This is a genomic window from Allokutzneria sp. A3M-2-11 16 (assembly GCF_024213555.1).
In the GTDB taxonomy this organism is placed as follows: domain Bacteria; phylum Actinomycetota; class Actinomycetes; order Mycobacteriales; family Pseudonocardiaceae; genus Allokutzneria.
Window position 1 is genome coordinate 214,514 of record NZ_JANAVO010000001.1, and the last position, 22,136, is coordinate 236,649.

The window sequence follows — 22,136 nt, forward strand, 5'->3', positions numbered from 1 at the left end:
GCGGCCCGTGGCCCCTCCCCCTCGTCAGTGCGTCAGCGGCGCAGGCCGAGGCGCTGGATCAGCGACCGGTAGCGCTCGATGTCCACCTTGGCCAGGTAGTTCAGCAGACGGCGGCGACGGCCGACCATCAGCAGCAGACCCCGGCGGGAGTGGTGGTCGTGCTTGTGCACCTTCAGGTGCTCGGTGAGCCCGCTGATGCGCTTGCTCAGCAGGGCCACCTGGGCCTCGGGGGAGCCGGTGTCGCCCTCGCGGACGGCGTACTCGCCGAGGATGCTCTTCTTCTGCTCAGTGGACAGAGCCACGTGTAGATCTCCTTGCATGGTGTTCCGTGCGGCCGCGTGTGCGAGGTCCGCGTCACGCGAAGACGGTCGTGGCCGCCACGGAACGCAGCCAGACCCAACTACTGAGGTTAGCAGGCTCGTCTCAGCAGTTCGTCACGGCAAGCGTCACACTGCGCACGAACGAGTGGACCTAGATCAACAGAGTCGATCCGCAGGGTGGTCCTCGTCAGGCGCATACCCCTCCACTATGCCCACGCGAGCACCCCCACGCCACCACATTTCCGCAGCCGGGGTTCCCCGGTCTTCAAGTACCCCCAACCCCACCCCCCACCGTCTCCAACCGCCCCCAACCCCCACCCCAACGCCGCATTCGGGGCGTTGAGGTCCCTGAACGAGTCGTTCGGGGCGTTGGAGTCCCTGAACGCATACGTGACGGGGGTCAGTCGCCTTCGGCGGCGGCGCGGGAGAGCAGACCGGCCAGGGCGGGGTAGCGCTCGCCCAGCAGGCGCGCGGCTCCGGCCAGCTCGTCGGCGACGGCCAGCTCGCGCAGCCGGGCGACGGCGGCCTGCTCGGCGCCGCGCTCGTCGACGGGGAGCGTGTCCAGGCCGACGGTCGGCTGCGAGGCGCGGACCTCCTCCAGCGCGCGCTCCACCGCCTCGCGGTCGCCCGCGGCCACGCCCGCGGTGAGCACCCGGCGCTCCAGCATCACGAGCCTGGCCAGCACCGCGGGGTTGCCGATCTTGGCCCGGCGGCCGCTCATCACCTGGCTGAGCATGGGGGCGCTGATCCCGAGCACGTCGGCCAGCTGCGCCTGCGAGGTGGAGTAGGCCACCACCAGCCGCCGCACGCGGTCGCCGAGGGGTTCGCCGTACCACTCGCGTTGCAGCGCGAGGTTGCGCTGCACGATCTTCTGGTCGTCCACCGCACTCACCCGTCGGCCAGCAGCTCGCGGCACGTCGCCACGTCGAGGTGCATCTGTTCGATCAACGCCTCGACGTTGTCGTACCGCTCCTGACCGCGCAACCTGGCGACGAAGTCCAGCGCGACCCGCTGGCCGTAGAGGTCCTCGTTGGTGTCGAGCACGAAAGCCTCGACGCGGCGTTCTCGCCCGGAGAACGTCGGGTTGGTACCGACGGACACCGCGGCCATCCGCGGCTCGGGGAACTTCGGCGTCGAGCCGGGGCGGCCGTGGCCGATGTCGACGAAGCGGCACGCGTACACGCCGTCCGCGGGCACGGCCGCGGTGCGCGCGGTCGACAGGTTCGCCGTGGGGAAGCCGAGTTCGCGGCCGCGGCCGTCACCCCGGACGACGATGCCCTCCACCCGGTGCGAACGGCCGAGCGCTCCGGCGGCAGCGGCCACGTCGCCCGCGTCGATGCACGCGCGGATGTAGGTGGAGGAGAAGGTGACCTGCTCGTCGGAGAGCAGTCGCGCGCCCTCGGTGACGAAGCCGAAGCGGCGGCCGAGCGTCTCCAGCAGCGCCACGTCGCCCTGCGCGCGGTGGCCGAAGTTGAAGTTCTCCCCCACCACGACGGCGGCCGCGTGCAGCCGGTCGACGAGGATCTCGTGCACGAACTCGTCGGCGGGGATTCGGGCGACGTCGGGGGTGAACGGCAGCACGCAGAACACGTCGACGCCCAGCTGCTCCACCAGTTCCGCGCGACGGCGCAACGTGGTGAGCTGCGCGGGGTGGCTGCCGGGCCGGACCACCTCGGAGGGGTGCGGGTCGAAGGTCAGCAGCACGCACGGGAGGTCGCGGTCGCGGGCCAGCTCCACCGCCCTCGTGATCAGCTGCTGGTGCCCCCGGTGCACGCCGTCGAAGACTCCGACGGTCAGCACACAACGACCCCAGCCACCGGGCAGGTGCTCTAGTCCACGCCAACGCTGCACGACGGGAAGCTTACGGGCGGGTCAGCCGTCCAGGCTCAGCACCACGAGGGAACGGGTCCTGCCCTCGACCTCCTCGGCGAGCGCGATCGCCTTGCCGCTGGGGTCGAAAACCCCGTGCGTACCGGCGATCCCGGCGCCGCGCAGGCGCTTGCCGGTGAGCAGCGCGGCGGCGTCGGCCTCGCTGACGTCGCGGCGGGGGAAGGCCGCCGCGACGGCCGAGGTGAGGTCCAGCGCGAGCGTCGGCTCGGCCTCCAGCTGCTCCAGGGTGCGGGCGAGCGCGATGCCGAACGGGCCGACGCGGGTGCGGCGCAGCGCGGCGAGGTGACCGCCGACGCCGAGCCCGGCACCGAGGTCGCGGGCCAGCGCGCGCACGTAGGTGCCGGACGTGCACTCCACGAGCACGTCGAGGTCGGTGCAGGTCTCCTCGCGCCGCATCGAGAGCACGTCGAAGCGCTGCACGGTGACCGGGCGCGCCTTGAGCTCGACGGTCTCGCCGTCGCGGACCCTGGCGTAGGCGCGCTTGCCGTCGATCTTGACCGCGCTGACCGCGCTCGGGACCTGGTCGATCGGCCCGGTGAGCGCGCCGATGCCCTCGGTGATCGCCGATTCGTCCACAGTGGACGCGTCGGCGGTGGAGAGCACCTCGCCCTGGGCGTCGTCGGTGGTCGTGGCCGCGCCGAGGCGGATGGTGGCCAGGTACGCCTTGGTGTCCAGCGCGAGGTGGCCGAGCAGCTTGGTCGCGCGCTCGATGCCCAGCACCAGCACGCCGGTGGCCATCGGGTCGAGCGTGCCCGCGTGGCCCACCTTGCGGGTGCCCATGATCCGCCGCACCCGCGCGACCACGTCGTGCGAGGTCATCCCGTCGGGCTTGTCCACGATGACCAGCCCCGGCGGGACGTTCGATGTCGGCCGGTCGGACTTGCGGTCCCGTCGTGCTCTTGTCACGACGGGAAACCCTAATCCGGACGGCTCAGGCCGCGAGGGCCAGGTCCTCGTCCCAACGGCGGTGCCGGAGCTGGACCGGGACCTCCTCGCCCCGGGCCTCGGCGGCGAAGACCACTCCGCGAGCCCGGCGCCACCACACGGCCGTGCGCCAGGTGCCGAAGACCAGCACCGCGGCGACCGCGATCAGGGCGATGCGGAACGAGGTCGCCGGCCCGAGGGACCGGGTCAGCTCCAGCAGCACTCCGACCGAGAGGGCGGCCACCGTCGTCGCCGTGAAGCCGCCGACGTTGACCACGCCCGTCGCGGTGCCGACCACGCGCAGCGGGTTGTAGTCACGGGCCAGCGCGAACGCGACCGCGGACGCGGGCCCACCGAGGGAGAGCACGAAGAGGCCGACCGCGATGAACGGTGTCGGCACGTGCCCGCCGGGCCAGGACAGCAGCACCGTCCACACGACGAGCGCGCTGATCAGGTAACCCACCACGATCGGCATGCGCAGTTCCGGGCGCCGACCGATCAGCGCGCCGACGACCGGGCTGCCGAAGACGCCGCCGAGCACCAGGACGCCGAGCAGCGCGCTGGCCGCGTGCGGGTCCATGCCCTGCGCCTCGACGAGGTACGGGAAGCCCCAGAGCAGGCCGAGCACGGCGGGCCCGAACATGGTCGAGAAGTGCACCCAGAAGCCGAGCCGGGTCCCCGGCACCCGCCACGAGTCGGCGACGCGGTGCAGCACCTGGCGCGGCGACACGGGATCGGCGGCTCGAACCTCGTGCCCCGCCGGGTGGTCGCGCAGCTTGGACACCGCGAGGACGGAGTAAGCGGCGGTGACCAGGCCGACCGCGAGGAAGGTCCACGTCCAGCCGACGTTGTCCAGCGCGAGGGTCAGCGGAACCGTCGAGACGAGGTTGCCCGCCGCGCCGAGTGCTCCGGAGAACGACACGACCACCGAGTACTGGCGGCCGGGGAAGTGACCGGCGATCAGCCTCAGCAGGCTGACCCAGGTCATGGCGTCGCCGCTGCCCAGCACCGCGCGGGCGACGAGGGCGAGCGCGTAGGAGTCGGCGACGGCGAACAGCAGCTGACCGGTGCCCATCAGCAGGGCGGCGACGGTCAGCACCCGGCGCGGGCCGAAGCGGTCCACGAGCACGCCGGTGGGGATCTGCATGAGGGCGTACACACCGACCTGGAGGACGGTGAAGACGCCGAGTGCGGCGGGGCCGACCCCGAAGCGCTCACCGGCCTGGAGACCGGCGACGCCGAGCGAGGTGCGGTGGAAGACCGCCGCGACGTAGATGGCTACCGCAATGGTCCAGACCAGCCAGCCCTGGCGGGTGGCGCGCTCGACCGAAGGCAAGGAAAACCCTCCGAACCTGGAGAAGGGGAAATGGGAATCTGCCAACGTTGGCACTCTGTCCATCGCCCGCCGCCTCTCCTTCTGTTAGCCGCCCAAAACGTGCACTCGCCCACACCTGGCGCCGCGCCGGTTGGAGCGTCTTCAAGTCCTACGAACCCCGCGAACGATCACCACTAACCGCACCCAACCCTCCGGGACGTCGCCGGGGTTGGGGGCGGTTAGCGACCGCTGGGAGGGGGGGTCGGGGGTACTTGAAGACGCCCCAACCCGCTCAGGGACGTCGTGCTAGCGGATAGCGCCGGGGACGGCCCACGCGCCGGAGCGGGCGCGGAGGAGCGCGGCGGAGAGGCGGAGGAGCATGAAGGCGGAGAGCGCGGTCCAGACTCCGGCCAGGCCCCAACCCGCCGCCAGGGAAACCCACACCAGCGGGAGGAAGCCGATCATCGCCGAGGCGAGGGTCGCGTTGCGGAGGTAGGCGGCATCGCCCGCGCCCAGCAGCACGCCGTCCAAAGCGAAGACCACGCCCGCGATCGGTTGCAGCGCAACGAAGAACCACCACGCGTGCGGGATCTGCGCGAGCACCGCGGGTTCTGGGCTGAACACCGGCGGGAGCACCGTCACAAGCGCCGCGAAGACCACGCCCAGAGCGACGCCGAACCACAGGCCGTAGATCGTGATCTGCCGGGCGAGAGCCTTGGCGCGCAAGGAATCCGAGGAGCCCAGCGCCGCGCCGACGAGCGACTGCGCCGCGATCGCGAGCGAATCCAGCACGAGCGCCAGGAAGGTCCACAGCTGCAACACGACCTGGTGCGCGGCGGCGGCCTCCGCCGAGGTGCGCGCGGCCACCGCTGCCGCGGAGACGAAGCACGCCTGGAACGCCAGGCTGCGCACGATGAGGTCGCGACCGAGGCCGAGCTGCGCGCGCATCAACCGCGGTACCGGGCGCAGCGGCACGCGCTCCACCACCAACGCCCGGACGAACAGGGCGGCGGAGATCGCCTGTGCCACCACGTTGGCGACCGCGGAACCCGCGAGGCCCCAGTCCGCCCAGTACACCAGCACCGGACACAGCACGGCCGAAATCCCGTTGCCCGCCAACACATATCGGAGCGGCCGGGCGGTCTCCTGCACGCCGCGCATCCACCCGTTGCCCGCCATGGTGATCAACACCAGCGGCGCGCCGAGCAACGCGATGCGCAGCCAGCCCACCGCCGCGTCGGCGATCGCACCCGGCCCGGCGAGGGCGTGCGCGATCGGGCTCGCGAGGAGCTGCCCGGCCAGCACCAGGACCAGACCGACCGCCACGGCCAGCCAGGTCGCCTGCACGCCCTCCGCGACCGCCTCGGCCCGCCGACCGGCGCCGTGCAGCCGCGCCGCGCGAGCGGTCGTGCCGTAGGACAGGAAGGTCAGCTGAGTGGAGACCTGGGCGAGGACGATCCCGCCGATCGCGAGCGCCGCCAGCGGGACCGCGCCGAGGTGGCCGACGACCGCGGTGTCCACGAGGAGGTACAGCGGCTCCGCCGCCAGCACGCCGAGCGCGGGCAGCGCCAGGCCCAGCACGTGCCGCGGCGACTCCACAACCTTCACGAGCCGAGCGTAGGTCAGCCCACCGACAGCCTCAGCGCAGCGAGGGAGCGGACTCCAGGGCGGAACGCACCTGGTCAACGGCCTCTTTGAGGCCACAGTGGAGGGTCACCCCTGAGGCGAGGCGGTGACCACCGCCACCCAGTGATTCGGCGACGGCCCCCACGTCGAGCCGGGCGATCGCGCGCAGCGACACCGTCCACGTCGCCGGAGCGGTCTCCTTGAACACCGCGGCGACCTCGGCCTCGCGGGTGGTGCGCAGGATGTCGATCACGCTGTCCACGTCCTCGCCGCGCAGCCCCTCGGCATCGGCGGCACGGACGGCGGCGTGCACGAAACCCAGTCCCTGAGCCGAATCCGGCTCCAGGCTGGCCCCGCCGAGCACCGTGGCGAGCATGCCCATCCAGCCGAACGGGTGCGTGTCCAGCAGCGGGCGCAGGGTGGCGTCCGGATCGACCCCGGCCTCGACGAGCCGGGCCGCGGTCGCGTACGTCGCGCCGGTGGCGACGCGGAAGCAGCGGGTGTCGGTGGCCAGGCCCGCGTAGAGGCACCGGGCGATCGGTTCGTCGACCAGCGCGCCGAGCTCGTCCAGCACGCGCAGCACGATCACCGCTGTGGCCTCGGCCTTGTCGTCGACCACGTTGAGCGTGCCGAAACGGGTGTTGGAGACGTGGTGGTCGAGCACGATCACCTCGCCCCCGGCGGCCGCGGTCGCGGCCACCCGGTCGCCGAGCACGCCGAGCCGGTCGACGCTGCCCGCGTCCAGCGCCACCAGCAGCGGCGGCACGGCGGGCACCTCCTCGACGGGCACCACGATGCCGGTCGAGTCCAGCCCGCGCAGCGATTCCGGCACCGCCGCGGGATGCCCGAAGGACACCCGCACGGTGGCGCCGCGCCGCTGGAGGGCGATGCCCAGCGCCACCGCGGAACCGAGCGCGTCGGCATCGGGGTTGACGTGGGCGAGCAGGGTGACGTCAGGCGCGTCGGCCAGCAGCCGCGCCGCGCTGAGGGCAGTGCCGACGCTCGACCCCGCAAGCGGGTCTTCGGCACCCTGCCCGCGTACCACTAGTTCTCGTCCTCTTCGGCTTCGCGGGGCTTGCGGTACGGGTCGGCCTCCCCGGCGGGCTGGGCGCCCGCGGCGATCCGGGCCACGTCGGCGTCGGCCGCCTGGGCCTTGGCCAGCAGCTCCTCCATCTGCCGGGCGGTGTCCGGCACCGCGTCCAGCACGAAGGCCAGCGAGGGGGTGTAGCGCACACCGGTGCGTTGTCCCACCAGGGAACGCAGCACACCGGTCGAGCTGGCCAGCGCGGCGGCGGTGCCCGCGTGGTCGGCGTCGTCCCCGAGGACGGTGTAGAACACGGTCGCCTCGCGCAGGTCGCCGGTCACCCTGGCCTCGGTCACCGTGACCATGGCCAGGCGGGGGTCCTTCACGTCGTGCTCCAGCGCGGACGCCACGATCTGCGCGATCCGCTTGGCGAGCCTGCGGGCGCGGGCCTGGTCGGCCACGGCGCTCCTCCTGTCTTTCTCGTACAGCGCCTCACGACGCGGCTATTCGTCCTCCGGCCCGAACATGCGATGACGGGCGGAGAGCAGTTCCAGTTCCGGGCGTCCGGCGACCAAGCGCTCGCAGGACAGCAGGACGTCCCGGACGTGCTGGGTGTCCCCGGCGACCGCCGACACCCCGATCAGGGCGCGGCGGTGCAGGTCCTGGTGACCGGCCTCGGCGGCGGCCACCTCGAAGCGCTTGCGCAGCTCGGCGATGACCGGCCGCACCAGGGAGCGCTTCTCCTTCAGCGAGTGCACGTCCCCGAAGAGGACGTCCAGCTCCAACGATCCCACGTACACGGGCATCACCGTTGTGAATTAAGCGGTGGCCGGGCGCGCACACGCGCCCGGCCACCGTCGGATATCAGCTGCGCGGCTTCTCGCGCATCTCGAACGTCTCGATCGAGTCGCCGATCTTCAGATCGCCGTACGAACCGAGCGTGATACCGCACTCGTAGCCCTCGCGGACCTCGGTCGCGTCGTCCTTGAACCGGCGCAGCGAGGTGATCGAGAGGTTGTCGGCCACCACGACGTTGTCGCGGAGCAGACGCGCCTTGGTGTTGCGGCGGATCTCACCGGACATGACCAGGCAGCCGGCGATGGTGCCGAACTTGGAGGACTTGAAGACCTCGCGGACCTCGGCCTTGCCGAGCGCGACCTCTTCGTAGATCGGCTTGAGCATGCCCTTGAGCGCGGCCTCGATCTCGTCGATCGCCTGGTAGATGACCGTGTAGTACCGGATGTCCACGCCCTCGCGGTTGGCCATCTCGGTGGCCTTGCCCTCCGCGCGGACGTTGAAGCCGAGCACGATCACGTCGTCGGCGATGGCGAGGCTGATGTCGCTCTCGGTGATGCCACCGACACCGCGGTGGATGACCCGCAGTTCGACGTCCTCACCGACGTCCAGCTTCAGCAGCGCGCTCTCCAGAGCCTCGACGGTACCGGAGTTGTCACCCTTGATGATCAGGTTGAGCTGGCGCGTCTCCTTCAGGGCCGCGTCCAGGTCTTCCAGGCTGACGCGCTTGCGCTTGGCCGCCTGCTGGGCGTTGCGCTCGCGAGCGCGCCGCCGGTCGGCGATCTGGCGGGCGACCCGGTCCTCGTCGACGACGAGGAAGGTGTCACCGGCACCCGGCACCGACGTGAACCCGATGACCTGGACCGGACGCGACGGGGTCGCCTCCAGCACGTCCTCGTTGTACTCGTCGACCATCCGGCGCACGCGGCCGTACGCGTCACCGGCGACGATCGAGTCACCGACGCGCAGCGTGCCGCGCTGGACCAGGACGGTGGCCACCGAGCCGCGGCCGCGGTCGAGGTGGGCCTCGATCGCGATGCCCTGGGCCTGCATGTCCGGGTTGGCCCGCAGGTCCAGCGTGGCGTCCGCGGTCAGCAGGATCGCCTCCAGCAGGCCCTGGATGTTGATGTTCTGCCGCGCGGAGATGTCGACGAACATCGTCTCGCCGCCGTACTCCTCGGCGACCAGGCCGTAGTCGGTGAGCTGCTGCCGGATCTTCTGCGGGTTCGCGTCCGGCTTGTCGATCTTGTTCACCGCGACCACGATCGGCACGTTCGCCGCCTGGGCGTGGTTGATCGCCTCCACCGTCTGCGGCATCACACCGTCGTCGGCGGCGACCACGATCACCGCGATGTCGGTGGAGTTCGCCCCGCGGGCACGCATGGCGGTGAACGCCTCGTGACCCGGGGTGTCGATGAAGGTGATGAGCCGCTCGCGACCCTCCAGCTCCGCGGCCACCTGGTAGGCGCCGATGTGCTGGGTGATGCCGCCGGCCTCGCCCTCGTGCACGTTCGCCTTGCGGATGGTGTCGAGCAGGCGGGTCTTACCGTGGTCGACGTGACCCATGACGGTGACGACCGGCGGGCGGAACTCGAGCTCTTCCTCGCCGCCCTCGTCCTCGCCGTAGCTGATGTCGAAGGACTCCAGCAGCTCGCGGTCCTCCTCCTCGGGGCTGACCACGAGGACGCGGTAGTTCATCTCCTGGCCGAGCAGCTCCAGGATCTCGTCGGTGACCGACTGCGTCGCGGTGACCATCTCACCGAGGTGGAACATCGCCTGCACCAGCGCGGCCGGGTTGGCGTTGATCTTGTCGGCGAAGTCGGTCAGCGAGGCGCCGCGCGCCAGCCGGACGACCTCGCCCTGGCCCTTCGGCAACCGCACGCCACCGATGGACGGGGCCTGCATGTTGTCGAATTCCTGGCGCTTCTGCCGCTTCGACTTGCGGCCCTTGCGGCTCGGGCCGCCGGGGCGGCCGAACGCACCCGCGGTGCCACCGGCGCGGCCACGGCCACCACCGCCGCCACCCGGGCGGAAGCCACCGCCACCGGGACGGAAACCACCGGCGCCGCCACCGGCACCCGGGGCACCGGCACCGCCGCCGCCACCGGGACGGAAACCGCCGCCACCGCCACCACCGCCGCGGAAGCCACCGCCTCCGCCGCCGCCACCGGGACGGAAGCCACCGCCACCGCCACCGGGACCACCACGACCGCCACCGGCACCGCCGGGACCACCACGGCCACCGGCACCGCCGGGACCGCCACGACCGCCACCGGGACCACCGGAGGGGCGCTGCGGCCGGGGCGGCATCATGCCGGGGTTCGGGCGCGGGGGCATGTTGCCGGGCGTGGGACGCGGGCCGCCGGGACGCGCGTCACCGCGCGGGGCCGGGGCCGGACGGCCCTCGCCACCGGGACCGGGACGGGAGTCGCCACCCGGGCGGCCTTCGCCACCGGGGCGCTGGCCGCCGGGACGCGGGCCCGGGGTCTGCGGACGCTGGGCGGGAGCCCCGCCACCGACGCCGAAGGGGTTGTTGCCGACCCGGGGAGCGCGCGGACCCGGCTTCGGGGACTGCGGCTTCGGCGGGACGACGGACGGGCTGGCCTGCGCGGGCTTGGGGCCGGGGCGCGGGCCGGGCCTGGCACCCGACGGGGACGCGGACGCCGCGGGAGCGGCGGGCGTCTCGGGCTTGGGGGCCTGCTCGGGCGCCTTGGGCGCGGGAGCGGCCTGCTTGAACTCGGTGACCGCGGGCTTGGACTCGACCACCGGGGCCGGAGCGGGCTTGGCCTGCTCGACCGGCTTCGGGGCCGGGGGCCTGGGGCCGGGCTTGGGGCCGGGGCCCGGGCGCGGCGCGGACTTCGCCTCCGAAGAAGACGCAGAGGACACGGTCGGCGCGGGCTTCGGCCCGGGCGTCGGGGCCGGGGCACCGGACTGCGGTGCCGCCGGGCCGGGCTTGGGAGCCGGGGGCCCGGGCTTGGGCGCGGCGGGACGCTTGTCCGCCTTGCCACCCGGGTACGAGTCCCGCAGCTTGCGGGCGACCGGCGCCTCCACTGTGGAGGACGCCGACTTCACGAACTCACCAAGCTCCTTGAGCTTGTTCAGTACGTCCTTGCTGGTGACACCGAGCTCTTTCGCGAGCTCGTGCACACGGGCCTTGCCTGCCACTTGTCTCCTCACTGGGAGGCCGAGCGGCAAGCCCGCACGACCTCGTCCTACCGTCGAAGCGCGTTCATGTCTTCAGCTTCACGGCTGATTCATGATCGGTCGACCTGCTTCCTTCGTATTGCGCGACGGGGAGGTTCCCTCGTCGGTCGAGAGCCGGGCCGCCTTGGCGAGGTGGGAGCCGACCGGGGCGGTGTCGAGCGGGCCTGCGACACGCAGTGCTCGCGGGAACGCCCTGCGCCGTTCGGCGAGGCGAAGGCACTCGGGATCGGGGTGCAACCACGCGCCCCGTCCCGGGAGCCGACGCCGGGGGTCGGGGATCGCACAATCGCCCGAGACCACCACACGCAGAAGCTCAGCGGTGAGCGCCCGAGTTCGGCATCCCACACACGTTCGGACAACAGACGTGTGCATTGAATCCCGTTCCCCGGCGCCCTGAACCACTCATGAGTCTAACGCCTAGGGCGAACCGGTTGTTCACCGGAGCCCGGAGAGCTTGCCGACACTTACTCAGGAGTACTCGCCGTCGCTGCTCCGGGCGCACTTGGCGTGTCCGGAGCGGCGTCGCTGCGGATGTCGATCCGCCAGCCGGTCAGCCGGGCGGCGAGGCGGGCGTTCTGCCCCTCCTTGCCGATGGCCAGCGAGAGCTGGAAGTCCGGCACCACCACGCGGGCGGTCTTGGCCCGCTCGTCCACCACGGTCACCGAGATGACCTTGGCGGGCGAGAGCGCGTTGCCGACGAAGGACGCCGGATCGTCGGCGTGGTCGACGATGTCGATCTTCTCGCCCGCCAGCTCGCTCATCACGTTGCGCACCCGCGCGCCCATCGGGCCGATGCACGCGCCCTTGGCGTTCACCCCGGGCACGGTGGACCGGACCGCGATCTTGGTGCGGTGCCCGCCCTCGCGCGCGACCGCGGCGATCTCCACGGTGCCGTCGGCGATCTCCGGGACCTCCAGCGCGAACAGCTTCTTGACCAGACCGGGGTGGGTCCTGGACAGGGTCACCTGGGTGCCCCGCGCCGCCCTGGACACGGTGACCACGTAGCACTTGAGCCGCATGCCGTGGGTGTAGGTCTCCCCCGGCACCTGCTCGGCGGGCGGGATGACGCCCTCGATGTCACCGACCTTGACGACCACCATGCCGCGCGAGTTGGCGCGGGCGTCGCGCTGCACGACCCCGGCGAGGATCTCGCCCTCCTTGGTGGCGAACTCGCCGAAGGTGCGCTCGTGCTCGGCGTCGCGCAGCCGCTGCAGGATGACCTGGCGCGCGGTGGTCGCGGCGATCCGGCCGAAGCCCTCCGGGGTGTCGTCCCACTCGTCGGCGACCACGCCGTCGGGCTGGACGTCCTGGGCGAGCACCCGGACGATGCCGGTCTTGCGGTCGATCTCCACCCGCGCGTGCTGGAAGTGGCCCTCGGTGTGCTTGTACGCGGTCAGCAGCGCGGTCTCGATGGCCCCGAGCACGGTTTCGAAGGGGATCTCTTTTTCGCGCTCGATCGCCCGGAGCGCGGCGATGTCCACGTTCATTTCGACTCCTCCTCCGTTGTGTCATTCGCGCCCAGCAGGGCCAGGTCCGCGGCCTTGGGCTCGCTGAACTCGACCTCGACCAGGGCGCGGGCGATGTCTGTGTAGGTCACGCGTCGCAGGGAACCGCCGACCAGCAGCTGGACGCCCTCGTCGTCGGCGTCGCCGACCCGGCCGACGAACTCGGCACCGTCGGACAGCCGAACCTTAGCGAGGCGCAGCCGGGTGTGCCGCCAGTGCCGGGGCTTGGTCAGCGGGGCGTCGAGGCCGCGCGAGGAGACCTCCAGGGTGTAGGCGTCGGGCAACACGTCCTCGCGCGCGTCGAGCGCCTCGGCGACCGAACGGGAGGCGTCGGCCACCTCGTCCAGGTTCACCCCGCGCTCGGAGTCGACGACGACGCGCAGAACCCGGCGGCGGCCCGCCGACCGCACGTCGAGTTGCTCCAACTCGAACCCGGCGGCGCGGACCGCCTCGTCCACGACGGGTTCGAGCTGCGCGGTGAGCTGGTCCCGTGGACCAGGCCCCCCGTGCTGCCTGCTGGACACCTGACGGGCTCCCTGCTCTTGAAGTAGCTGTGGCTTGAGTAGCGAAGAAAACGGCCGGTGCGCACATCTCACCGGTCCGGTCGCACAGCGTATCTTGCCGCGAGCGATGAGCCGGTATCCGCGATCACCGCTCGTTCGGGCGAGCCTGGCAGGATGGGCGCTCGTGGTCTCCCGAAATTCCTCCGGACATTCCCGTCGCAGCGTGCTGCTGACCGGGCTCGCGGGCGCGGCGGTGCTGCCGCTGACCGCGTGCACCGGCGAGCCGACGCCGAACAAGCCCGATCCGCTTGAGGAACTCGCCGCGCAAGCGCGTTCCGACGCCGACCTGGCCAAGGCGATCGCCGCAGCGCACCCCTCGCTCGCGGCGAAGGTCGACGCGGTCGCGACGGACCGGCGGGCGCACCACGGGGCGATCGAGAAGGAGCTGAACCGGGCGCGTCCGGCGCGGGTGAGCACGACCGCGACCCCGGCTCCCGCTCCGGCCCCCAGCGCTCCCCAGCAGGCGTCAGCGGCTTTGAGCGCCTTGAAGGACGCGATCACCACCGGGGAGAAGCGCGCGGCGGAACTGGTGCCGTCGCTGCCGAAGCACCGCGCGGGCCTGATCGGCTCGGTCGCGGCGAGCTGTGCGTGCCTGCGGGAGGTGCTGGCCTGATGTTGGTCCGGACGCAGAAGAACACGCCGTCGCCGGAGACGGTGAACGCGGTGCAGCAGGCGCTCGCCGCCGAGCACGCCGCCGAGTGGGCCTACGGCCTCGCGTCGGCGTTCCTGCCCGCCTCGGCCGATTCCGCGATCCGCGAGGGCGCGACGGCGCACCGGGCGCGGCGGGACTCGGTGGAGCGGCTGTTGCGCGACGCCGGGGCAACGCCCGTTCCCGCTGAGCCCGCCTACCAACCGCCGCAGCCGGTCACGAACCAGGCGAGCGCCGCCGGGCTGCTGGCGTCAGCGGAGACGGACGCGGCCGCGGCGTGGCACGGCGTGCTCGAACGGTCGGAGGAGGAGTCGCTGCGGCGCACCGCCCTCGAAGGGCTGACCTCGGCGGCCGTGCGCACCGTGCGCTGGCGGAAGATGGGCGGGCAGACCCCGGCCATGACCGCGTTTCCCGGTCGCTTGTAAGGACTTCTCAGCGCCTCGGGCGCCCGAGCATCGCGCTCCCGACGAGAAGCGTGTCCTTGCTGACTTCCCGGAGGAGGTCGACGTCCTTGCGCGTGTGGTTGTAGAAGTCCGACTCCGCGATCAGAACGGTCACGCCGTCCACGGCCGAGGCGTAGCCCGCGTCCTTGAGCGAAGGAGGCCCTCCTGGCACGTTGCGGCCCTCGCGAACGAGGTCGTTGACGTTGCCGGTGTTGTTCGACTGGGTCAGCTTCTCCAGCTCGGTGGCGTCGTGGGAGCTGAACATCGTGACCACCGCGAGGGAGACGACGACCGGCGCGCCGTCCTTGGCCTTGGTGGCGAACAACGTGCGGACCAGGCTCTTGCACGGGGTCTTCTGGAAGAACTTCTGCGTGTCGTCGTAGGCGTGCGCGGCGCAGTCGCTGGTGTTGTGCGTCGCGTGCTCCTCGTAGACGAGCTGCGGCGGGTCGGACGGCAGCTCGGCGAGCCCGGTGACGGTGCGGTCCGCCGCGCTCCAGAGGGTGCCGGAGAGCAGCGCGACGCCCGCGAGGACCCCGCCCTTGATGAGCCAGCCCTTGCGGGAGCGGTCGGCGACGAGGTCGGCCAGCCGGTCGGCCGGGCTGTCCCTGTCCTGCTCAGGGCGCTGCGCAGGCGGCTCCGCAACCGGGGCCTCACCCCGCGGTCGCGGAGCTGGGGCGGCTTCGGTCAGGGGCGAGGTGTCCCACTCCGCGGGCTCCACTCGCGTCATCACCTGTCCGTCCGATGAGCGCAGATCCGACACGATGGCTCACGGTAACGGTCGGCACGGGGAAACGCGACGCGTACCTACAACCTTCAGAACCGGGAGCGCCAGCCCCGACTCTCACCCGTACGCGTGAACAGCGGTAACGGACGGCTCGTCACAGTCCGGACAATTCCACCCAATCGAGGATCAGGTCGAGTACCCGCTCCTGCCCGGAGTCCAGCATCAGCGCATGTCCGACGCCGTCCACCCAGCGCGGCGTCGTGCCGTAGTGCCGCGCGGTCGCCCGCACGCTGGACATCGGGATGATCCGGTCCGCCGTCGCGCCGACCACCAGCACCGGAGCACCTCCGAGCGGGCTCGGCGGGCGCCGGTGGAAGAGCAGCTGGCACTGCGCGAGCGCGCCCGTGGGCCCCTCTCGCAGCAGGTCAGGGCGCGGTGTGCCGACGAAGCGCATCCGCTCCGGGAACGTCATCGACCGGCCGACCAGCGCCTGCCCCAGGGTGCGCGGCGACCGGACCGCCAGCACTCCGAGCCCGGCCACCTCGGGCCCCGCACCGACAGAGCCGAGCAGCACTCCGGCTCGCGCTGGGTAGTGGGCGAGCGCGCGCTGCACGATGAGCCCACCTAGGGAATGACCTATAAGAATCGGTTGGCGTGGCAGTCGAACGGCGGTCTGCACGACGTCGTGCACGTAGTGGCGCAGTCCGGTCAGGAGCCGCCGTCGCGCGCCGCCGCTGCCGCCCGCACAACGCAGGCTGAGCGCATAGGCCGGGAAACCGCGCTCCGCGGCGGCTTTGAGCCAGTGCTCGGCGAACTGCCACGCTCCGCCGCCCACGCCGTGGACGAACAGCAGCGGAGGCTTGCCGGTGTCGGTCTCCGGCAGCTCGGAGAGCACTTCGCGCTGCACTGACGGCACAGGGAACGCCCAGTCGAAGACACGCATCGCTCTGGCCATCACGCGGCCCCTAACGAGTCGATGGTGCTTTGTAAGCCGCGTAAGTAGTGCTGGTGGGCTACCTCGAAGTGGTGACGCGTGCTCTTCACGTAGTCCTGCCCTCCGGTCCAGCGCCGCTCCGCCTGTTCCGCGACCGTCTTCCGGAATGCGGCGGCACGGCGCGGCGACCGCTCGCGGGCTCGCAGGTAGGACGCGATGGCCACGGTCTGCCAGTGCGCCAAGGCGAACTGGCCGGAGTCGGGCTGGATCAGCCCTGCCACGAACAAGGTCTCGTGCGCGGGCGAGAAAACGTGTTGGTACAGCTTGGGTTTGGTGTGCGCTTCGCCGTCCCACGCCAGCAGCGCGGGGTTCAGGAACGGCACGCGGAGCAGGTAGCCGGTCGCGAGGACGACCAGGTCGACCTCAGCGCGCTGCCCGTCGCTCAGCACGACCGTGGAGCCCTCGAAGCGCTCGACGTCCGGCACCGGCTTGATGTCACCGTGGCCCACGTAGTACGTGAGCAGGCTGTTCACGATCGGATGGGTCTCGAAGAGCGCGTGGTCCGGCTTGGGGAGCCCGGCGCGCGGCGGGAGGCCGACCGTCGCGAGGAGCGTCAGCTTGGTCATGAGGCGGCGAACGGGTTTGGGCAGCCGCAACCCGATCAGGGCGTCCGCGATCTGGTCCGAGGGCTTGCCGAGGATGTACTTCGGCACGTACCAGTAACCGCGCCGCGTGGAGTGCCACACGGAGTCCGCGTGCTGAGCGGCCTCCACCGCGATGTCGCAGCCCGTGTTGCCCGCGCCGATCACCAGAACCCGTTGCCCGCGAAGGACATCGGGCCCCTTGTAGTCGGCGGAGTGGAGCACCCTTCCGGAGAACTCCGCGAGCCCCGGGTACTCCGGCACCTTGGGATGCCAGTTGTGCCCGTTGGCCACGACGAGCGCGTCGAAGTGCGTGGGCGCCTTGCCTTTCACGGTCACCGACCACCCGTTGCCGTCAGGCTCCGCGCCGACCACCTCCTGCCCGAACCGAACGTGGTCGAGCAGGCGGAAGTGTTCGGCGTAGCGCCGGAAGTACTCGCGGAGGTGGCTGTGGTGCGGGTAGTCGGGCCACTCGTCCGGCATCGGGAAGTCCGGGTACTGGGTGAACGGCTTGGAGGAGATCGTGTGCGTGCTGGCGTAGACCCGGCTGCCCGGAGCACCGAAACACCAGTTGCCGCCGACCTCGTCGTGCCTTTCGTAGGCCACCGCGTCGAACCCGGCCTGCCGGAGGTTCTTCAGCGCGACCAGGCCGGAGGAGCCCGCGCCGATCACGCACACCGTCTTCGTCACGCTTTGCCTCCCAGTAGTGGGGCGAGCAGCCTGCGGACCGTGTCCCGGATCGTCTCCGGGGGTGCGCCGTGCAGCCCGAACACCGGGTCGAGGCCCGGCAGGAACGGCGCCAGCGCGAGATGGGGGACGAGCAACATCAACCAGGCGATGACCACGTCGGGGTCGGCGTCCAGTTCGCCGCGTTCGACCGCGGCGATCACCAAGGGCCGCAACACTTCCAGGTAGTGCCGGTGCGCAACGTCGCGGACCGCGGCGCGCACGACCGGGTCCATCTCCAGGTTGGTCGCCGCGGTGACGCCCCGCTCCACCGGGTGCTCGGCGAACCACCGGACCCAGACGTCCAGCGCGTCGACCACGAACTCGGCGAAGTCCGGACTGCCCAGCTGTCCGAGTCGCGGCTCGATGGCCGCGCGCACCCGCAGGGACACCACTTCCGCCGCAGTTGCGAACAGGTCGAGCTTGTCGTGGAAGTACTGGAACAGCGAGCCTTTGGCGATCCCGGCCTCGCGCGCGATCACGTTGAGCGACCCGCGCGAGTAGCCGAGCGCGGCGAACTCGTCGAGGGCCGCCGCGAGCACGCGTTCGCGCTTGGCCGCGGGCAGGTTGCGCCAGACGTCGGTGGGCAGCTCCGCCACCTCCCGAAAAAGTGACCACCTGGTCATATGACCGGGCGGTCACCATCGTGGGCCGGGTTCGCCGAGCTGTCAACGCTTGAGTGTTCGCACGACCAAGTCGACGTCCTCCGCGTTGTTGTAAAGGTGGAAGCCCAACCGCGTCCTGCCCGCACGGGAGGCCGACCTCACCCCGGCTTCGGACAACCGCCGCGCCTGCTCGTCGTTCAGTTCCAGTGACACGATCGCCGATCCGGTTCCCGGCAGGTCCAGTTCGGCGAGCAACGCGTCGGTCAACCGCACCGAATGCGCGCGCACCTCAGCGAGGTCCAATGTGGACAGATACTCCAGCGAGGCGGTCGCGCCGACCTGGGCCAGCCACACCGGCGAGAGGTCCAGCCGCCGCGCGTTCCGCGCCAACCGCAACGGCAGCCCGTAGATCGACTGCCACGGGTCCTCGCCCGCGTACCAGTTGGCCGAGTGCACCACCAGCTCGTCCAGCGCGTCCGGCCGCACCGCCAGCCAAGCCGCGCCTCGCGGGCAGAGCATCCACTTGTAGGCGGCGGCCACCACCCAGTCCGCCCACGCCAGGTCCAGCGGCATCCACCCCACCGCCTGCGTGGCGTCGAGCAACACTCGGGTCCCCGTCGCGGCTTCGCGCAGCGCGGCCAGGTCGACCTCCGCGCCGTTGGCCGACTGCACGACGCTGACCGCCACGAGATCGTGACCGTCCACTTCGGACGGGATATCGGCCAGCTCGACCTCGGTCACCTTGACCCCGCGATGTGCTTGTGCGGCAAAGGGAAACGTCAGGCTGGTGAACTCGCCCCGGGCGACCAGCACCCGACTCCCGTCCGGCACGCTCGCCGCGACGATGCCCGCCAGTTGGGACCCGCTGGCCCCCGCCGCCACGTTGTCCGCGTCGACGCCGACCAGCTTCGCGAAGGCCGCCCGCGCCCGCCGCACGTGCTCGTCGAAGTCGGCGGGGTGGTCGGCCCCCGCACCCCATCGCGTCACGGATTCGCGCACGGCGTCGGTGGTCAGCGTCGGCGGGATGCCGATGCTCGGCGTGTTGAGATACCCGGTGGGGACGTCGAAACTCGCTCCGAAGGCATGGCGCATGCCCCGAGCGTATGCGCGGCACCAGCGGTTTTCCGCCACATCCTGACCGCTGGCCGAGTTGGGGCGTCTTCAAGTACCACCAACCCCCTCCCCAGCGATCGCCAACCGCCCCCAACCCCGGAAGCGTCGCGGGGGTTCGCGGTGGTTAACGGTGATCGCGGGCGGGGTTCGTAGGACTTGAAGACATCCGCATCACCGCGCGGCGCCGGGTCGCCGACACCGGGCTAGCGTTGGGGCATGCGTTCTGAGGTGATCGAGATCAGGACCGGCTCGGTCGAGGTGGTCTACGACCTGACGGCGGAGTGCGAGCGGTTCCTGGCGGGGGTGGACGGCGCGGACGGGCTGCTGCACGTGTGGGTGCCGCACGCGACGGCGGGCCTTGCGGTCCTGGAGACGGGCGCGGGCAGCGACGACGACCTGCTGGCGGCGCTGCGCGAACTCCTCCCGGCCGACGACCGCTGGCGGCACCGCCACGGCTCCAAGGGGCACGGCCGCGACCACGTCCTGCCCGCGCTGGTCCCGCCCTACGCCTCGGTCCCGGTCTTCGGCGGGCGGATGGCCCTGGGCACCTGGCAGTCGGTCTGCCTGGTCGACACCAACCGCGACAACCCGGTCCGCAGCGTGCGGTTCAGCTTCCTTCCCGGCTGACCACCCGGGACGTGATGTCGGGCAGCTCCCCGAACCGGGCCCGCGCGTCCGTGGTGACGAGCGTCCGGCGGGTGGCCCGAGCGGTGGCGGCGATGATCAGGTCGTGCGCCCCTCGCGGAGTCCCGGTGCGGCGCACGTGCGCGAGCAGTTCGGCGTGGTGCACGGCGATGCCCGGCGTGTAGTCCTCGACCGGGACGACCTCGAGGACGTCGGAGATGAACGCCTGCCGGAGCCCGCGCACGGCGGCATCGGGTGCGAGCGCGACACCGGTGAGGTACTCGGCGATGGTGACCGCCGCCAGCACCGCGTCGTCGTCGGCCCCGACCACGCGGTCCAGCGCCAGCCGTCCGCGGGCGGCGTCGATCAGCACGCCGGTGTCCAGGATCAGGCGGTCGCCCACGGGTCCTCGTCCAGTCCGACGCCCGCGCGTGCGCCCGCGACGTCGCCCGCGAACCCCTCGTCGAGGCGTCCCGCCCAGCGACGGGCCAGTGCGGCCAGTTCCGCGCCGTTCGCCCTCGGCGCCGGGGAGAGCAGGGCGACCCGCCGCCCCCCTCGGGTGACCACGATCGTCTCGCCCTCCTCGACCTCGTCAAGGACGGCGGAGAAGCGCCGGGAGGCTTCCGACGCGGTCAGCACCTTCACGGGGTAACACTATCAGATTCAGATAATCAGAACCAGCTTGACCGGCCGCTCCCGCGCGGGTGGTCGGCATGGCACTCGCCCCGGAGACCCGGCGCAGCAGCCCGCGCTCCGGGTAGCGTGCCGCATGTGACGAGGCCGAACGCACGCCGGAACGCGCTGATCACCGCACTGTTGCTGGTGATCGTCGTGGCCGGTGGCACGGCGACCGCGTTGCTGCTCTCGCGCGGTGGCGGCCAGACCGCGCCCAGCACCACCGCGCCTCCTCCGCCCGAGAAGACCACCCCGCCACCGGTCACCACGAGACCCCTGCCGCCCGCGCGCAACGCCGGCTGGCAGGTCATCGCCAACCACGACTCGGGACTGATCTACGAGGTGCCGGGCTCCTGGGCGCTGGGCGGCGCCCGGATGGCCCGCCCCGGCGGAGTGCTGTCGCTGAGCGGGCTCGCCGCCGCGCGGCCCTTCCAGTGCGACGGCAAGGAGTTCGTCCGCGGCGAGGTCGGCTCCGGCCGGATGCTCCGGCGGGACGATCCGGCGATCGTGGCGGGCGCCGTCGCCGAGGGGGCCGCCAAGTCCAACTACGGCTCCCCCACCGTCGAACTCGGTCCGCCCGCCCCGGTCGCCGTGGACAACCTCGCGGGTGCGACGGTGGTCGCCGACGTCTCCTCCACCGCGCCAAGTCCTTGCCACGCAAGCAAAGCGCGGATCACCGTGCTCGCGCTGACGGTGCCCAACGGCACGGTCGCGGTCAAGATCGAGGTGCCGGAGGACGGCAAGGACGCGCAGTTCTCGCCGAGCGCCGACGAGGTGCGCCGAATCCTGGAGTCCGTCCGCCTGCTGAGCTGAGTTGCCTCCGCCGTGCGCCCTGGTAGTACCGTCGCTGCCGTGACATGGCCAGGTGGTGGACAGGACCAGCAGGGGCAGGGCGGCTGGGGCGGGTACCCCCAGCAGCAGCCGCAACAGCAGCCCCAACCGCAGTGGGGCCAGCAGGCTCCGCAGCAGCAGCCCCAGCAACCCCAGTACGGCGGGTTCGGCCAGGGCGGCTACGGCGGCCTCGGCGCCTTCGGCCAGCAGCAGCCGCCGCCGAACAAGAGCAAGCGCAACAAGGCGATCCTCTTCAGCGCGCTCGGTGTCGTGCTGGTCGCCGCCATCGTGGTCACGGTGGTCCTGCTGACCAACGGCAACAGCCCGCAGGCCGGGCCGACCACCACCACTCCCGCGGGCCCGACGACCACCACGAAGGCCATCGCGAAGCCGCCGGAGCCGATCAACGAGGCCGCGAAGAACCCGGGCTGGAAGATCGTGCCCAACCTGATCACCAGGCTGGTCTACGAGGTTCCCGCGGCCTGGAAGCCCGCCCCGACCGGGGAGACGCGGTCGGCCGCGGGCGCGGCGGGCATCAACACCATCGCCACGCTGGGGTCCTACCAGTGCGGCGGCGCGACCTACTCGCGCGGCGTCACCGGCATGGTCACGATCAGGCCGCTGGAGGGCAAACCGGGCCTGGAGGCGGGGAAGGTCGCCACCGACTTCGCCAACGGCTACGCGTCGTCGTTCTACGAGTTCTCCAAGGACGGCAAGACGCAGAAGCCGCAGGTGAAGCTCGGCCAGCCGAAACCGGTGGAGCGCCAGGGCTTCAGCGGCGTCATCCTGGAGGCCACCGCCACGACCGCGCCCGGCGAGCCGTGCATGGCGGCCACCGGCAAGGTGCTCGTGGTCGCGATGACCAACCGGCCGGAGAACGGCATCGTCATGGTGATCAACGCCGACACCGCGCCCGTGCCCGGCCAGGAATCGGCGCCGACCGCGACCGACGAAGAGCTGAACAAGATCGCCGACAGCTTCCGCGTCGCGGAGAGCTGATCGCGC

25 protein-coding genes are annotated in these 22,136 nt (G+C 71.8%); 5 read left to right on the forward strand and 20 right to left on the reverse strand.

Annotated features, from left to right (window positions below):
* Positions 1–32: 32 nt before the first annotated feature.
* The 13 genes from rpsO to rimP all read right to left on the reverse strand — a co-directional run bounded on the left by rpsO (position 33) and on the right by rimP (position 13,127).
* The gene (gene rpsO, locus NLX83_RS01045) at positions 33–302 is read right to left on the reverse strand and encodes a 30S ribosomal protein S15 (RefSeq protein WP_254232972.1); all 270 of its coding nucleotides are present in this window, start codon (positions 300–302) and stop codon (positions 33–35) included.
* A gap of 418 nt (positions 303–720) precedes the next feature.
* Positions 721–1,203, reverse strand: a complete 483-nt coding sequence (locus tag NLX83_RS01050) for an XRE family transcriptional regulator (RefSeq protein WP_254232973.1) — start codon at positions 1,201–1,203, stop codon at positions 721–723.
* 5 nt (positions 1,204–1,208) lie between these two features.
* A complete protein-coding gene (locus tag NLX83_RS01055; RefSeq protein WP_254232974.1) occupies positions 1,209–2,171 on the reverse strand; it encodes a bifunctional riboflavin kinase/FAD synthetase in 963 nt (320 codons plus the stop codon).
* 21 nt (positions 2,172–2,192) lie between these two features.
* Positions 2,193–3,116: a tRNA pseudouridine(55) synthase TruB gene (truB, locus tag NLX83_RS01060; RefSeq protein ID WP_308209252.1), complete on the reverse strand. Its 924-nt coding sequence runs from the start codon at positions 3,114–3,116 to the stop codon at positions 2,193–2,195.
* A 25-nt stretch (positions 3,117–3,141) separates the two neighbouring features.
* Complete coding sequence (locus NLX83_RS01065; RefSeq protein WP_254232975.1) at positions 3,142–4,470, reverse strand: MFS transporter; 1,329 nt, start codon at positions 4,468–4,470, stop codon at positions 3,142–3,144.
* 285 nt (positions 4,471–4,755) lie between these two features.
* Entirely contained in the window at positions 4,756–6,057 is a 1,302-nt protein-coding gene (locus NLX83_RS01070; RefSeq protein ID WP_254232976.1) for an MATE family efflux transporter, read from the reverse strand.
* A gap of 31 nt (positions 6,058–6,088) precedes the next feature.
* Positions 6,089–7,048: a DHH family phosphoesterase gene (locus NLX83_RS01075; RefSeq protein ID WP_254236036.1), complete on the reverse strand. Its 960-nt coding sequence runs from the start codon at positions 7,046–7,048 to the stop codon at positions 6,089–6,091.
* A 71-nt stretch (positions 7,049–7,119) separates the two neighbouring features.
* The gene (gene rbfA, locus NLX83_RS01080; RefSeq protein WP_254232977.1) at positions 7,120–7,560 is read right to left on the reverse strand and encodes a 30S ribosome-binding factor RbfA; all 441 of its coding nucleotides are present in this window, start codon (positions 7,558–7,560) and stop codon (positions 7,120–7,122) included.
* Between the two features lie 42 nt (positions 7,561–7,602).
* Positions 7,603–7,899 carry a DUF503 domain-containing protein gene (locus NLX83_RS01085; protein WP_254236037.1) on the reverse strand — a complete coding sequence of 99 codons (297 nt, stop codon included), beginning with the start codon at positions 7,897–7,899 and terminating at the stop codon, positions 7,603–7,605.
* 64 nt (positions 7,900–7,963) lie between these two features.
* Positions 7,964–11,059: a translation initiation factor IF-2 gene (gene infB / locus NLX83_RS01090; protein WP_254232978.1), complete on the reverse strand. Its 3,096-nt coding sequence runs from the start codon at positions 11,057–11,059 to the stop codon at positions 7,964–7,966.
* 78 nt (positions 11,060–11,137) lie between these two features.
* Entirely contained in the window at positions 11,138–11,470 is a 333-nt protein-coding gene (locus tag NLX83_RS01095) for a YlxR family protein (RefSeq protein WP_254232979.1), read from the reverse strand.
* Positions 11,471–11,562: 92 nt separating this feature from the next.
* A complete protein-coding gene (nusA, locus tag NLX83_RS01100) occupies positions 11,563–12,585 on the reverse strand; it encodes a transcription termination factor NusA (RefSeq protein WP_254232980.1) in 1,023 nt (340 codons plus the stop codon).
* Positions 12,582–13,127: a ribosome maturation factor RimP gene (gene rimP / locus NLX83_RS01105; protein ID WP_254232981.1), complete on the reverse strand. Its 546-nt coding sequence runs from the start codon at positions 13,125–13,127 to the stop codon at positions 12,582–12,584. The genes nusA and rimP overlap by 4 nt, the downstream gene beginning before the upstream one ends.
* Positions 13,128–13,329: 202 nt before the next feature.
* On the opposite strand from rimP, the gene NLX83_RS01110 reads away from it, so the two are divergent.
* Both NLX83_RS01110 and NLX83_RS01115 read left to right on the forward strand, forming a co-directional pair.
* Complete coding sequence (locus tag NLX83_RS01110; RefSeq protein WP_254232982.1) at positions 13,330–13,779, forward strand: hypothetical protein; 450 nt, start codon at positions 13,330–13,332, stop codon at positions 13,777–13,779.
* Positions 13,779–14,240 carry a ferritin-like domain-containing protein gene (locus tag NLX83_RS01115; RefSeq protein WP_254232983.1) on the forward strand — a complete coding sequence of 154 codons (462 nt, stop codon included), beginning with the start codon at positions 13,779–13,781 and terminating at the stop codon, positions 14,238–14,240. The genes NLX83_RS01110 and NLX83_RS01115 overlap by 1 nt, the downstream gene beginning before the upstream one ends.
* A gap of 7 nt (positions 14,241–14,247) precedes the next feature.
* On the opposite strand, the gene NLX83_RS01120 is transcribed toward NLX83_RS01115, so the two are convergent.
* The 5 genes from NLX83_RS01120 to NLX83_RS01140 form a co-directional block, all read right to left on the reverse strand.
* Entirely contained in the window at positions 14,248–15,018 is a 771-nt protein-coding gene (locus NLX83_RS01120; RefSeq protein WP_254232984.1) for a hypothetical protein, read from the reverse strand.
* Between the two features lie 118 nt (positions 15,019–15,136).
* Positions 15,137–15,937, reverse strand: coding sequence for an alpha/beta hydrolase (locus tag NLX83_RS01125; protein WP_254232985.1), 801 nt, complete (start codon positions 15,935–15,937; stop codon positions 15,137–15,139).
* Positions 15,937–17,247: a flavin-containing monooxygenase gene (locus NLX83_RS01130; protein WP_254232986.1), complete on the reverse strand. Its 1,311-nt coding sequence runs from the start codon at positions 17,245–17,247 to the stop codon at positions 15,937–15,939. Before NLX83_RS01130 ends, NLX83_RS01125 begins: the two co-directional genes overlap by 1 nt.
* Entirely contained in the window at positions 17,244–17,882 is a 639-nt protein-coding gene (locus NLX83_RS01135; RefSeq protein ID WP_254232987.1) for a TetR/AcrR family transcriptional regulator, read from the reverse strand. Before NLX83_RS01135 ends, NLX83_RS01130 begins: the two co-directional genes overlap by 4 nt.
* A gap of 69 nt (positions 17,883–17,951) precedes the next feature.
* Entirely contained in the window at positions 17,952–18,980 is a 1,029-nt protein-coding gene (locus tag NLX83_RS01140) for an aminotransferase class V-fold PLP-dependent enzyme (RefSeq protein WP_254232988.1), read from the reverse strand.
* Positions 18,981–19,217: 237 nt separating this feature from the next.
* On the opposite strand from NLX83_RS01140, the gene NLX83_RS01145 reads away from it, so the two are divergent.
* Positions 19,218–19,628, forward strand: a complete 411-nt coding sequence (locus NLX83_RS01145; protein WP_254232989.1) for a YjbQ family protein — start codon at positions 19,218–19,220, stop codon at positions 19,626–19,628.
* Here the strand turns inward: NLX83_RS01145 and NLX83_RS01150 are convergent.
* Complete coding sequence (locus NLX83_RS01150) at positions 19,609–20,028, reverse strand: PIN domain-containing protein (protein ID WP_254232990.1); 420 nt, start codon at positions 20,026–20,028, stop codon at positions 19,609–19,611. The genes NLX83_RS01145 and NLX83_RS01150 overlap by 20 nt on opposite strands.
* The gene (locus NLX83_RS01155; protein WP_254232991.1) at positions 20,013–20,270 is read right to left on the reverse strand and encodes a type II toxin-antitoxin system Phd/YefM family antitoxin; all 258 of its coding nucleotides are present in this window, start codon (positions 20,268–20,270) and stop codon (positions 20,013–20,015) included. Before NLX83_RS01155 ends, NLX83_RS01150 begins: the two co-directional genes overlap by 16 nt.
* A 126-nt stretch (positions 20,271–20,396) precedes the next feature.
* Between NLX83_RS01155 and NLX83_RS01160 the strand changes: the two genes are divergently transcribed.
* Together NLX83_RS01160 and NLX83_RS01165 are read left to right on the forward strand one after the other, a co-directional pair.
* A complete protein-coding gene (locus tag NLX83_RS01160; RefSeq protein ID WP_254232992.1) occupies positions 20,397–21,113 on the forward strand; it encodes a hypothetical protein in 717 nt (238 codons plus the stop codon).
* A 39-nt stretch (positions 21,114–21,152) separates the two neighbouring features.
* Positions 21,153–22,130 (forward strand): hypothetical protein, encoded by a 978-nt coding sequence (locus tag NLX83_RS01165; protein ID WP_254232993.1) that lies wholly within the window; start codon positions 21,153–21,155, stop codon positions 22,128–22,130.
* Positions 22,131–22,136: the final 6 nt, after the last annotated feature.